This window comes from Pseudomonas sp. R25(2017) (assembly GCF_002112565.1).
Taxonomy (GTDB): Bacteria; Pseudomonadota; Gammaproteobacteria; order Pseudomonadales; family Pseudomonadaceae; genus Aquipseudomonas; species Aquipseudomonas ekonensis.
Genome location: NZ_NEHZ01000023.1, coordinates 65927 through 78086 on the forward strand (window position 1 = coordinate 65927; position 12160 = coordinate 78086).

Below are 12160 nucleotides of genomic sequence, written 5' to 3' on the forward strand. Positions count from 1 at the left end.
ACACATTGCGTCTTATTAACGTGTTCTGCGCTCCCTAGAATGGCCGGCATCTTTTCCTATACTCAGACGCGCATCCGGCGTCGGGTCGCCAGCAAGGTCAGCCATGAACAAGAACAATCGCCATCCTGCAGACGGTAAAAAACCGGTCACCATCTTCGGCCCGGACTTCCCATTCGCCTTCGACGACTGGATCGAACACCCAGCCGGCCTGGGCAGCATTCCTGAGCAGCACCACGGCGCGGAAGTGGCGATCGTCGGCGCCGGCATCGCCGGGCTTGTGGCCGCGTACGAGCTGATGAAGTTGGGCCTCAAGCCCGTGGTCTACGAGGCCTCGAAGCTGGGCGGCCGCCTGCGCTCCCAGGCGTTCAACGGCACCGACGGCATCGTCGCGGAACTGGGCGGGATGCGTTTCCCGGTGTCGTCCACCGCGTTCTACCACTATGTCGACAAGCTCGGCTTGGAAACCAAGCCCTTCCCCAACCCGCTGACGCCGGCCTCCGGCAGCACCGTGATCGACCTGGAAGGCAAAACCCATTACGCACAAAAACTGGCGGATCTTCCTGCACTGTTCCAGGAAGTGGCCGACGCCTGGGCAGACGCCCTGGAAGACGGCGCGCGCTTCGGCGAGATCCAGCAGGCGATCCGCGACCGCGACGTGCCGCGCCTCAAAGAGCTGTGGAACACCCTCGTGCCGCTGTGGGACGACCGCACCTTCTATGACTTCGTCGCCACGTCCAAGGCCTTCGCCAAACTGTCGTTCCACCACCGCGAAGTGTTCGGCCAGGTCGGTTTCGGCACCGGCGGCTGGGACTCGGACTTCCCCAACTCGATGCTGGAAATCTTCCGCGTGGTGATGACCAACTGCGACGATCACCAGCACCTGGTGGTCGGCGGCGTCGAACAGGTGCCTCAGGGCATCTGGCGGCACGTGCCGGAGCGCTGCGTGCACTGGCCGCAAGGCACCAGCCTGAAGTCGCTGCACCGCGGCGCGCCGCGTTCGGGCGTGAAGAAGATCGCCCACGCGCCGGGCGGCCGTTTCGCCGTCACCGACAACAACGGCGACACCCGGGAATACGCCGCCGTGCTGACCACCTGCCAGAGCTGGCTGCTGACCACCCAGATCGAGTGCGAAGAGACCCTGTTCTCGCAAAAGATGTGGATGGCCCTCGACCGCACCCGCTACATGCAGTCGTCGAAAACCTTCGTGATGGTCGACCGGCCGTTCTGGAAGGACAAGGATCCGGAAACCGGCCGCGACCTGATGAGCATGACCCTCACCGACCGCCTCACCCGCGGCACGTACCTGTTCGACAACGGCGACGACAAGCCGGGCGTGATCTGCCTGTCGTACTCGTGGATGAGCGATGCGCTGAAGATGCTCCCGCACCCGGTGGAAAAGCGCGTGAAACTGGCGCTGGATGCATTGAAGAAGATCTACCCGAAGGTCGACATCGCCTCGCGCATCATCGGCGATCCGATCACCGTGTCGTGGGAAGCCGACCCGCATTTCCTCGGTGCCTTCAAAGGCGCCCTGCCCGGCCACTACCGCTACAACCAGCGCATGTACGCGCACTTCATGCAGGACGAGATGCCGGCCGAGCAGCGCGGGATCTTCATCGCAGGCGACGACGTGTCGTGGACCCCGGCGTGGGTCGAAGGCGCGGTGCAGACTTCGCTCAACGCGGTGTGGGGAATCATGAAACACTTCGGCGGCGCCACACATAAAGAGAACCCGGGCCCGGGTGATGTGTTCAAAGACATCGGCCCTGTCGCCCTGCCTGAGTAAGAGGAACCCCCGATGCGTGTAGCCCTTTACCAATGTCCGCCGCTGCCCCTGGAACCGGCCGCGAACCTGCAGCGCCTCCAGCGAGTGGCGATGGAGGCCAAGGGCGCCGACCTGCTGGTGCTGCCGGAGATGTTCATGACCGGTTACAACATCGGCCAGGAAGCGGTCGGCACGCTGGCCGAGGTCTACAACGGCGAATGGGCGCAACAGATCGGACGGATCGCCAAGGCCGCCGGCCTGGCGATCCTATACGGCTATCCGGAGCGCACCGCCGACGGGCAGATCTACAACGCCGTGCAGTTGATCGACGCCCAGGGCGAACGCCTGTGCAACTACCGCAAGACGCACCTGTTCGGCGATCTCGACCGGTCGATGTTCAGCCCCGGCGAAGATGAGTTTCCCATCGTCGAGCTCAACGGCTGGAAGCTCGGTTTCCTGATCTGCTACGACGTGGAGTTCCCGGAGAACGCCCGGCGCCTGGCCCTGCAAGGCGCCGAGCTGATCCTGGTGCCGACGGCGAACATGGTGCCGTACGACTTCATCGCCGACGTCACCGTCCGCTCCCGCGCCTTCGAAAACCAGTGCTACGTGGCCTACGCCAATTACTGCGGCCACGAAGGCGACATCCATTACTGCGGCCAGAGCAGCATCGCCGCGCCCGACGGCAGCCGCATCGCCCAGGCCGGTCTGGACGAAGCCTTGATCGTCGGCGAACTGGACCGGCGCCTGATGGCCGATTCACGCGCCGCCAACCGCTACTTCACCGACCGCCGCCCCGAGCTGTACGACGCACTGAACAAACGCTGACCCTGCGTAATCCGCTAGCATGGGCACCTCACCGTTCTGGAAGTGCCCATGCCTGCGCCGACTCATTCCCGCCCCCACACCGAAACCCTGGCCAGCGGCTTGCGCGTGACCCTGCGCCACGTGCCCGGCCTGACGCGCAGCGCCGCCGTGCTGCGGGTGGCCGCCGGCAGCCATGACGTGCCGTTGGCATGGCCGGGCATGGCGCATTTCCTGGAGCATCTGCTGTTTCTCGGCACCGAGCGCTTTCCCGCGCAGCAAGGGCTGATGGCCTACGTGCAGCGCCACGGCGGCCAGGTGAACGCCAGCACCCGCGAACGCACCACGGACTTTTTCATTGAGCTACCGACCGCGTCCTTCAGCGATGGGCTTGAGCGTCTGTCGGACATGCTCGCCCATCCCCGCATGAATCCGGACGATCAGTTGCGCGAACGGGAAGTGCTGCACGCGGAATTCGTCGCCTGGTCGCAGGATGCGGCAGCCCAGCAGCAACAGGCGCTGTATGCAGGTCTGGCGGCCGACCATCCGCTGCGCGGCTTCCATGCCGGCAATCGGGACAGCCTGCCGGTGCCACAGGCGGAATTTCAGCAGGCGTTGAAGGCCTTCCATCAGCGGTTCTATCGCACCGGCCAGATGACCCTGAGCCTGGTCGGCCCCCAGAGCCTCGACGCATTGCAGGCACTGGCCCGGCAGTTCGACGCGGCGCTGCCGGTTGGGGATAAGGTTGCGCAAACGCCTCCCGTACCCTTGGTGGCTGGCTCGGCGAAAAGTTATCAACAGGTCGGTGAAGGAGTGCTTCACCAGTTGTTCGCTCTTGAGGATCTGCCGGACGAATCCGCCGAAGCGATGGCGTTCCTCTGCCATTGGTTGAACAGCGCCAAACCCGGCGGGCTGCTCGCCCACCTGCGCCATCAGGGACTGGCGCAAGGCCTGAAGGCCGAGCCGCTGTACCGCTTCGGCGGGCAAGCCTTGCTGCATGTGCAGTTCAGCGCCCCCGCCGCTGACGCCGAAAGCCTCGTCGAAACGCTGCACGACTGGTTGAGCTTCTTTGCCGCGCAGCGGGACTGGCCGGCATTGCGCCAGGAATACGCGACGCTGCTGCAACGCCGGCAACAGGTCAGCGGCGCGCTGCAATCGGCACGGGCGGACAGCGAGCAATCGGAAAGCGGCCTGTCCGATGCCGGCGCCGCTGCGCTCGGGCAGATCCTGCGCCAGCTCGGCGTTGTGGATAACTTCAGCGACCGTTGGCACCTGCCCGCCGCCAATCCGTTCTTGCGTGAAGCGCCGCCGCTGGCCAACGCTAACCTGATCCGCGGCCAGACCAGCGCCCACCGCGGCCTGCGCACCTTTGCCCAGGATCGCTCGCGCAGCCGCCGGGAACGCTCGGCGATGCAGTTCAGCCAGGCCTTGCCGGATACCGGCGAAGAAGGCGCGGTGTTTGTGCGCTGGGTGCTCGCATCGGCCCCGGCCGAAGGGCTGCCGGCGAGGCTGCAACGGGCTCTGCAAGACGTGGGCGAGGACGCGCGTCAGGCCGGGGTCGAGCTGACCTTCGCGACAACGGGGAATCAATGGCTGCTGAAACTCACCGGCCTGCAGGAGCCGATGCCGGCGGTCCTCGAATCTGCGCTGCAAACGCTGACGCAAACGGACGGCGATGCCCCGCCGGCCGAACCGGAGAGGCCATTGATGCCGATCCGCCAGTTGCTCAAGGCGTTGCCGGAGCAAGGCCTGGAATCCGTCGGCAGCGCTGACGACGCCGCGCACCTGTGGACAACGGCGCGCTGGGACGGTCTGGCCCTCGGCCTCAACGCCAGGATCCAGTCGGCCATGGGCCTGGCCCTGAGCCGCATTCCGGGCACCGCGGACAATCAATTGCCGCCGCAGCCGGCGATCAACGGCGAACGGCTCTGGACTCACATCGATACCGCGTCCAGCGAGCATGCGCTGCTGCTGTTCTGCCCGGCCGCCCGCCACGGACTCGACGACGAAGCAGCCTGGCGCCTGCTGGCCCACATTGGCCAGACGCCGTTCTACCAACGCCTGCGGGTCGAGCTGCAATTGGGTTATGCGGTGTTCAGCGGGATCCGCTCGGTGCACGGCCAGACCGGGCTGCTGTTCGGCGTGCAGTCGCCGAGCGTTGCGCCTGCCGGGTTGCTCGAACACATCCGGCAGTTCATGGACGCGCTTGCGGCGCTTACCGAAAGCCTTGACGATCAAGCGTTCCGGCAACAGCGCCAGGCGCTGGCCGATCAGTTCGACGTCAACGGCCTCGCCCTGAAGGACGCCGCCGAACTGCTGTGGCAGGCCAGGCTGGCCGGCCATCCGTCGGATTATCTGGCGCAGTTGGCCTGCGCCATCGGCGAGACGGATCGCGTGGCCCTGACCGCCGCAGCGCAGCGCCTGATCAGCGCCGAAGGCGGCTGGCGCTGCCTGGCCGACAGCCCTTCGCCGGGTGCGCCGTGGCGAACGGCAAAATGATCATTACCTGAGCTGCAATGAGCTTTCTCGCAGATTCACGGGCAAAGCCTCTGAAATTTTGAGTAACATAGCCGCCTAACTATTTTGAACGTCATCGCGCTGCCGTGGACTATACCTATGGATAGCGCTGTCTCAACCACCCGAAACCATTGAGGAGTCACCTTATGTCCTGGACCAAACCGGCCTACACCGACCTGCGCATCGGCTTCGAAGTCACCATGTACTTCGCCAGCCGCTGAGTCCTGCCCCAGGCAGAACACAGCAGTGCAACGCCTCGGCCCGCCGGGGCGTTTTGTTATCCGCGTTGAAATGATGGAGCGCTCATGTTTGTCCAGATTCTGGGTTCGGCCGCCGGCGGCGGTTTTCCGCAGTGGAACTGCAACTGCGTCAACTGCGCCGGCTTTCGCGACGGCAGCCTGAACGCCCGGGCCCGCACCCAATCGTCCATCGCGATCTCCGATGACGGCGTGAACTGGGTGCTGTGCAACGCCTCGCCGGACATCCGCGCCCAGCTCCAGGGCTTCGCCCCGATGCAGCCGGGCCGGGCCCTGCGCGACACCGGCATCGGCGCGATCATCCTGATGGACAGCCAGATCGACCACACCACCGGCCTGCTCAGCCTGCGCGAAGGTTGCCCGCATCAGGTCTGGTGCACGGACATGGTCCACGAAGACCTGAGCACCGGTTTCCCGCTGTTCAACATGCTCAAGCACTGGAACGGCGGCCTGGACTGGAACCGCATCGAGCTCGACCAGAGCTTCACCATCGCCGCCTGCCCGAACCTGCGCTTCACCCCGCTGCCCCTGCGCAGCGCCGCGCCGCCGTATTCGCCGCACCGCTTCGACCCGCACCCGGGCGACAATATCGGCCTGATCGTTGAAGACCTGAACACCGGCGGCAAGCTGTTCTACGCTCCGGGGCTGGGCAAGGTCGATGCGCCGCTGCTGGCGATCATGGCCGGCAGCGACTGCGTGCTGGTGGACGGCACGCTGTGGGACGACGATGAGATGCAGCGCCGCGGCGTCGGCACCCGCACCGGCCGCGAGATGGGCCACCTGGCCCAGAACGGCCCCGGCGGCATGCTCGAAGTGCTGGAGCAATTGCCTAAGCAGCGCAAGGTGCTCATCCACATCAACAACACCAACCCGATCCTCGACGAGGATTCGCCGGAGCGGGCGGAGCTGGCGCGGCGTGAGGTCGAAGTGGCCTATGACGGCATGAGCCTGGTGCTCTAGTTGATGGCATCATCGCTGGCCAGCCAGCTCCCACAAGGTTCCGTGATACACACAAAACCTGTGGCAGCTGGCTGACCGGCGAAGGCGTCCTGACCGGCACCCAAGAATCCAACGGTTGTTCCCGGAGAACCGACATGACCGACACCCCGATGTCCCCCGCCGAATTCGAGGCGGCGCTGCGCGCCAAGGGCGCCTACTACCACATCCATCACCCGTACCACGTGGCGATGTATGAAGGCCGGGCCACCCGTGAGCAGATCCAGGGCTGGGTCGCCAACCGCTTCTACTATCAGGTGAACATTCCCCTGAAGGACGCGGCGATCCTGGCCAACTGTCCGGACCGCGAAATCCGCCGCGAGTGGATCCAGCGCCTGCTCGACCACGACGGCGCGCCCGGCGAAGACGGCGGCATCGAGGCCTGGCTGCGCCTGGGCCAGGCGGTCGGCCTCGACCCGGATCAACTGCGTTCCCAGGAACTGGTGCTGCCCGGCGTGCGCTTCGCGGTCGACGCCTACGTCAACTTCGCCCGCCGCGCCAGTTGGCAGGAAGCCGCCAGCAGCTCGCTGACCGAGCTGTTCGCGCCGCAGATCCACCAGTCGCGCCTCGACAGCTGGCCCCAGCATTACCCGTGGATCGACCCGGCCGGCTACGAATACTTCCGCACCCGCCTGGGCCAGGCGCGCCGGGACGTGGAGCACGGCCTGGCGATCACCCTGGAGCACTACAAGACCCGCGAGGGCCAGGAGCGCATGCTGGAGATTCTCCAGTTCAAACTGGACATCCTTTGGAGCATGCTCGACGCCATGAGCATGGCCTACGAACTGAACCGCCCGCCGTATCACAGCGTGACCGGAGAACGGGTCTGGCATAAAGGAATCACCCTATGAGCTTCGACCGCAGCCTGATCCCGCAGTGGCGCCCCGGCTACCGTTTCCAGTACGAACCGGCGCAGAAAGGCCACGTGCTGCTGTACCCCGAGGGCATGATCAAGCTCAACGACAGCGCCGCGCTGATCGGCGGCCTGATCGACGGCGAGCGGGATGTCGCCGCGATCATCGACACCCTCGCGCTGCAGTTCCCCGGCGTGCTGGAGCTCGGTGACGACATCGAGCAATTCATGGAGGTCGCCCGTGCAGAGCACTGGATCACCCTTGCCTGAACCGTCGGTGCAGGTGCCGCCCAAACCCGAGGTCGGCCTGCCGCTGTGGCTGCTCGCCGAGCTGACCTACCGCTGCCCGCTGCAATGCCCGTACTGCTCCAACCCGCTGGACTTCGCGCAGCAGGGCCAGGAACTGAGCACCGAACAGTGGCTCAAGGTGTTCCGCGAGGCGCGGGAGATGGGCGCGGCGCAACTGGGCTTTTCCGGGGGCGAACCGCTGGTGCGCCAGGACCTCGCCGAACTGATCGGCGAGGCGCGCAAGCTGGGCTTCTACACCAACCTGATCACCTCGGGCATCGGCCTCACCGAGCAGAAGATCAGTGACTTCAAGAAAGCCGGCCTCGACCACATCCAGATCAGCTTCCAGGCCAGCGACGAGCAGGTGAACAACCTGCTGGCCGGCTCGAAGAAGGCCTTCGCCCAGAAGCTGGAGATGGCCCGGGCGGTCAAGGCCCATGGCTATCCGATGGTGCTCAACTTCGTCACCCACCGGCACAACATCGACAAGATCGACCGCATCATCGAGCTGTGCCTGGCGCTGGAGGCGGATTTCGTCGAGCTCGCCACCTGCCAGTTCTACGGTTGGGCGCAGCTCAACCGCGTCGGCCTGCTGCCGACCCGCGAGCAACTGGTGCGCGCCGAGCGCATCACCAACGAGTACCGCGCCAAACTGGAGGCCGAAGGGCATCCGTGCAAGCTGATCTTCGTCACCCCGGACTACTACGAAGAACGCCCCAAGGCCTGCATGAACGGCTGGGGCAGCCTGTTCCTGACGGTCACTCCGGACGGCACGGCCCTGCCCTGCCACGGCGCCCGGCAGTTGCCGGTGCAGTTCCCCAACGTGCGCGACCACAGCATGCAGCACATCTGGTACGACTCGTTCGGCTTCAACCGCTTTCGCGGCTACGACTGGATGCCCGAGCCGTGCCGCTCCTGCGACGAGAAGGAACAGGACTTCGGCGGCTGCCGCTGCCAGGCCTTCATGCTCACCGGCGATGCGAGCAACGCCGACCCGGTGTGCAGCAAGTCCGAACACCACGGCGTGATCCTGGCCGCCCGCGAAGAGGCCGAGCACGCCACCCAGACCATCGATCAACTGGCCTTTCGCAATGAACGAAACTCGCGCCTCATCGCCAAGGGCTGAACCGTTCAGCGCCACCGCCGCCGTCACCGCCGGGGTGGATTTCGCCGAACTGCAACTGGGCGCCCTTGGCCTGTTCTGGAACGAATACCGTCCCCAAGACGCCGCATGCCGGATCTGGCACTGGCGGGACGGGCAGGCCCGATGCCTGACCCCGCCCGGGTTCAGCGTGCGCAGCCGCGTGTACGAATACGGCGGCGGGGCGTTCTGCCTGACGGATGACGGGGTGGTGTTCGTCAACGAGGCGGATCAGCAGCTTTACCGCCAAACGCCGGAAGGGGCGCCCGAGGCGCTGACCTCCGGCGAGTGCCGCTATGGCGACCTGGGTTTCTACGGTGGCCAGGTGCTGGCGGTCGAAGAACAGCGCGACCGGCACCGCTTGGTGTCCGTCGGTCTGGCTGACGGCCACCGAAAGGTGCTGGCCGAAGGCGCGGACTTCTACGCCGCTCCGGTCGTGAGCCCCGACGGCCGGCGTCTGGCCTGGATCGAATGGAGCCGGCCGCATCAGCCTTGGACGTCGACCCGGTTGATGGTGGCCGAACGCACGGCGCAGGGAGTTGGCGCGGCACGATGCATCGCCGGGGACGGGCCAGAAGAGTCGGTCCAGCAACCGCGCTTCGATGCTGACGGACGGCTGGGGTGCCTGACCGACCGTGGCGGGCATTGGCAGCCATGGGTCGAGTCCGCAGACGGCCTGCAGCCATTGGCCAGCGCCGAGGCCGACCACGCCCCGGCGCCCTGGCAGATGGGCGGCTGCACGTGGCTGCCGCAGGGCGAGACGTTTCTGGCCAGTTGGAGCGAAGGCGGCTTCGGTCGTTTGGCACTCGCCGGCGAAGACTTCACCGGCGCTTACAGCCGCTTCCGTCATCTCGCGCTGGATGAGCGTTTCATCTACGCCATCGCCGCCTCCCCCGTGAGCCCGTCGGCGGTCATCGCCATCGACCGGACCTCGCACGAGGTAACGGTACTGGCCGGCGGCGCTGCGCCGCTGCCCGCCGAACGCATCAGCCGACCGCAGACCCTGCGCTACCCCAGCGGCGGCGGGGAGGCCCACGGTTTCTTCTATCCGGCCACCAACGGCGACGCACGGCCGCCGTTGGTGGTGTTCATCCACGGCGGCCCGACGTCAGCCTGCTACCCGATCCTCGATCCGCGCATCCAGTACTGGGCGCAACGCGGCTTCGCCGTCGCCGACCTCAACTACCGGGGCAGCAGCGGTTACGGCCGTGAATATCGGCAGGCCCTGCACCTGAACTGGGGCGAGGTGGACGTCGAGGACGCCTGCGCGGTGGTGGCGCATCTGTCCGGACGCGGCATGATCGACGGCGAACGCGCCTTTATCCGAGGCGGCAGCGCCGGCGGCTACACCACCTTGTGCGCCCTGGCGTTCCACCGGGTGTTCCGCGCCGGCGCCAGCCTGTACGGAGTCAGCGATCCGCTGGCGCTGGGCCGGGCGACCCACAAGTTCGAGGGCGATTACCTGGACTGGCTGATCGGCGATCCGCAGCGGGACGCCGAACGCTATGCCGCCCGCACGCCCCTGCTGCATGCGGGCAACATCGGTGTGCCGGTGATTTTCTTTCAGGGCGAACTGGATGCGGTCGTGGTGCCGCAGCAGACCCGCGACATGGTGGCGGCGCTTGAGCGCAACGGCATTCCGGTCGAGGCGCACTATTACGCCGATGAGCGCCACGGCTTCCGCCGCGCCGCGAACCAGGCCCATGCGCTGGAGCAAGAGTGGGCGTTCTATCGGCGGGTGATGGATTCGATGGACTGACCCCATCGCGGGCAGGCTCGCGATGGGGTCAGTCAGACGCCGTAGCGCTCAACGCTTGGCGATGATGTACACCGCATGCACGATCCCCGGAATGTACCCGCACAACGTCAGCAGAATGTTCAGCCAGAACGCGCCGCCGAATCCGACCTGAAGGAACACCCCCAGCGGCGGCAGGATGATGGCGATGATGATGCGGATGAAGTCCATGGGCAGCTCCTGTTCGGGATGGGGTCGGCTCAAGCCGTACAAGCCAATCGACCTGCACGCCGGGTCAGGGGTTCAGTGCAATCGCCGCTCACGGCACAAAAAAACGCCCCACGCGAAAAGAATCAGGCGTGAGGCGTGCGTTATACCGCGAGACGGTTCTTGAATTCGGGTGGGAAACGTCAGCTCAGACGGCAATCCCTTTGCGGCATTGCACCTGCGCGGTGCGCACCCGGGAGAAGGCCCGCGCCAGGCGAACCAGCATCTCGTCGATGTTGGCCTGGCTGACCGTCAACGCCGGGGTGAAGCGCAGGCAGTCCGGTTGCGGCGCGTTGAGCAGCAGGCCTTCATGCAGCGCGGCTTTGACCACAGCATCCGCCGAGTCGTCCGACAGGCTCAGCCCCCAGAACAGGCCCTGACCGCGCAATTCGCCGTGCCCGTATCGATGGGCCAACCGGGCCAGGCCTTCTCGCAGATGCTGGCCGTTGTCGTTCACGTGCTGAAGAAAGGCGCGGACCTGCACGCTGTCGAGCACCACCAGGCCGGCGGCGGTCATCAGCGCATTGCCGTGATGGGTGCCGCCCAGCTCGCCGGCGTCGAAACAGCACGCGGTGCCCCGCGCCAGCAGCGCCGCCAGCGGCACACCGCCGCCGAGCCCCTTGCCGAGCACGACGATGTCGGCGCGCACGCCGAAGGTTTGCTCCGCGAGCAACGTGCCGCAGCGGCCGATGCCGGTCTGCACCTCATCGAGGATCAGCAGGATGCCCAGTTCGCGGCACAGGCGCTCGACGCCCTTGAGGTAATGCTCGCTGGCCGGGATCACCCCGGCATCGCTCTGGATCGGCTCAAGCATGATCGCCACGGTCTGCGCGTCCACCGCCGCATGCAAGGCCGGCAGGTCGTTGAACGGCACTTGGTCGAAACCCGGCAGCAGCGGCGCGAAACGGTTGGTCAGGTTGGCGCTGTCCGAGGCCGAGATCGTCGCCAGGCTGCGGCCGTGGCAACCCTGGCGGGCCACGATGATCCGCGAGGCGCCGCCGCGGTGCCGCTGCCCCCATTTGCGCGCCAGCTTGATCGCCGCCTCGCAGGCTTCGCTGCCGCTGTTGAGCAGGTAGGCCTGATCGCTGGCGGTGCCGGCGCACAGGCGCTCGGCGAGGCTGAGCATGCCGCGGTTGAGCAGGTTGAAGCCGGGGTTGATCAAGGCCTGGGCCTGGCCGGCGATGGCCTTGACCAGGGCCGAAGGGCTGTGGCCGAGGCTGTTGGCGCCGCCGGCCTGAGAAAAGTCCAGGTACGCGCGGTCGTTGCTGTCCCACAGCCACGAGCCTTGGCCGCGCACGAATACCTGCTGCGGGCGCTCGACGCCGGACATCAGGCGCTCCACGCCGTCGCCGGCATCGGTTTGCCCGGCTTCGAAAGCCAGGTCATCGAGGCTCGGCGCCGGACGCCGCAATCCGAACAGCGTCATTGGAAAAAACCTCGTTTGAGGTTTTTTGAACTGCCTATGCAAACTCGGTTGAAACAAACGCTGGTCATTGCCCTTTCCGGCCCTGCAAGCCCTGTGAATGCGGTTAGACTA

The 12160-nt window shown here is 66.2% G+C and carries 11 protein-coding genes; 9 read left to right on the forward strand and 2 right to left on the reverse strand.

The window, feature by feature from the left end; translation table 11 throughout:
• Nucleotides 1-103 precede the first annotated feature (103 nt).
• The 9 genes from CAG31_RS25180 to CAG31_RS25220 all read left to right on the forward strand — a co-directional run bounded on the left by CAG31_RS25180 (nucleotide 104) and on the right by CAG31_RS25220 (nucleotide 10380).
• Nucleotides 104-1786, forward strand: coding sequence for an NAD(P)/FAD-dependent oxidoreductase (locus tag CAG31_RS25180; RefSeq protein WP_085586300.1), 1683 nt, complete (start codon nucleotides 104-106; stop codon nucleotides 1784-1786).
• 12 nt (nucleotides 1787-1798) lie between these two features.
• Nucleotides 1799-2593 (forward strand): carbon-nitrogen hydrolase family protein, encoded by a 795-nt coding sequence (locus CAG31_RS25185; protein WP_085586302.1) that lies wholly within the window; start codon nucleotides 1799-1801, stop codon nucleotides 2591-2593.
• 48 nt (nucleotides 2594-2641) lie between these two features.
• Nucleotides 2642-5068 (forward strand): pyrroloquinoline quinone biosynthesis protein PqqF, encoded by a 2427-nt coding sequence (gene pqqF / locus CAG31_RS25190; protein ID WP_085586304.1) that lies wholly within the window; start codon nucleotides 2642-2644, stop codon nucleotides 5066-5068.
• A 164-nt stretch (nucleotides 5069-5232) separates the two neighbouring features.
• Nucleotides 5233-5307 carry a pyrroloquinoline quinone precursor peptide PqqA gene (gene pqqA, locus CAG31_RS25195; protein ID WP_003422658.1) on the forward strand — a complete coding sequence of 25 codons (75 nt, stop codon included), beginning with the start codon at nucleotides 5233-5235 and terminating at the stop codon, nucleotides 5305-5307.
• A gap of 84 nt (nucleotides 5308-5391) precedes the next feature.
• Entirely contained in the window at nucleotides 5392-6303 is a 912-nt protein-coding gene (gene pqqB, locus CAG31_RS25200; RefSeq protein ID WP_085586306.1) for a pyrroloquinoline quinone biosynthesis protein PqqB, read from the forward strand.
• A gap of 134 nt (nucleotides 6304-6437) precedes the next feature.
• Nucleotides 6438-7190 carry a pyrroloquinoline-quinone synthase PqqC gene (pqqC, locus tag CAG31_RS25205; RefSeq protein ID WP_085586309.1) on the forward strand — a complete coding sequence of 251 codons (753 nt, stop codon included), beginning with the start codon at nucleotides 6438-6440 and terminating at the stop codon, nucleotides 7188-7190.
• Nucleotides 7187-7462: a pyrroloquinoline quinone biosynthesis peptide chaperone PqqD gene (gene pqqD / locus CAG31_RS25210; protein WP_085586311.1), complete on the forward strand. Its 276-nt coding sequence runs from the start codon at nucleotides 7187-7189 to the stop codon at nucleotides 7460-7462. The genes pqqC and pqqD overlap by 4 nt, the downstream gene beginning before the upstream one ends.
• Nucleotides 7434-8606 (forward strand): pyrroloquinoline quinone biosynthesis protein PqqE, encoded by a 1173-nt coding sequence (gene pqqE / locus CAG31_RS25215; RefSeq protein WP_085586313.1) that lies wholly within the window; start codon nucleotides 7434-7436, stop codon nucleotides 8604-8606. Before pqqD ends, pqqE begins: the two co-directional genes overlap by 29 nt.
• Complete coding sequence (locus CAG31_RS25220) at nucleotides 8572-10380, forward strand: S9 family peptidase (RefSeq protein ID WP_085586315.1); 1809 nt, start codon at nucleotides 8572-8574, stop codon at nucleotides 10378-10380. The genes pqqE and CAG31_RS25220 overlap by 35 nt, the downstream gene beginning before the upstream one ends.
• A gap of 48 nt (nucleotides 10381-10428) precedes the next feature.
• On the opposite strand, the gene CAG31_RS25225 is transcribed toward CAG31_RS25220, so the two are convergent.
• Together CAG31_RS25225 and CAG31_RS25230 are read right to left on the reverse strand one after the other, a co-directional pair.
• Complete coding sequence (locus CAG31_RS25225) at nucleotides 10429-10587, reverse strand: YqaE/Pmp3 family membrane protein (protein WP_065259115.1); 159 nt, start codon at nucleotides 10585-10587, stop codon at nucleotides 10429-10431.
• 184 nt (nucleotides 10588-10771) lie between these two features.
• Complete coding sequence (locus CAG31_RS25230; RefSeq protein ID WP_085586317.1) at nucleotides 10772-12049, reverse strand: aspartate aminotransferase family protein; 1278 nt, start codon at nucleotides 12047-12049, stop codon at nucleotides 10772-10774.
• Nucleotides 12050-12160 lie beyond the last annotated feature (111 nt).

What these genes read in the sequence shown, in the direction of transcription:
- CAG31_RS25180 (WP_085586300.1), top strand. Translation starts at nt 104, where the DNA reads ATGAACAAGAACAATCGCCATCCTGCAGACGGTAAAAAACCGGTCACC.
- CAG31_RS25185 (WP_085586302.1), top strand. Translation starts at nt 1,799, where the DNA reads ATGCGTGTAGCCCTTTACCAATGTCCGCCGCTGCCCCTGGAACCGGCC.
- pqqF (WP_085586304.1), top strand. Translation starts at nt 2,642, where the DNA reads ATGCCTGCGCCGACTCATTCCCGCCCCCACACCGAAACCCTGGCCAGC.
- pqqB (WP_085586306.1), top strand. Translation starts at nt 5,392, where the DNA reads ATGTTTGTCCAGATTCTGGGTTCGGCCGCCGGCGGCGGTTTTCCGCAG.
- pqqC (WP_085586309.1), top strand. Translation starts at nt 6,438, where the DNA reads ATGACCGACACCCCGATGTCCCCCGCCGAATTCGAGGCGGCGCTGCGC.
- pqqD (WP_085586311.1), top strand. Translation starts at nt 7,187, where the DNA reads ATGAGCTTCGACCGCAGCCTGATCCCGCAGTGGCGCCCCGGCTACCGT.
- CAG31_RS25220 (WP_085586315.1), top strand. Translation starts at nt 8,572, where the DNA reads ATGAACGAAACTCGCGCCTCATCGCCAAGGGCTGAACCGTTCAGCGCC.
- CAG31_RS25225 (WP_065259115.1), bottom strand. Translation starts at nt 10,587, where the DNA reads ATGGACTTCATCCGCATCATCATCGCCATCATCCTGCCGCCGCTGGGG.
- CAG31_RS25230 (WP_085586317.1), bottom strand. Translation starts at nt 12,049, where the DNA reads ATGACGCTGTTCGGATTGCGGCGTCCGGCGCCGAGCCTCGATGACCTG.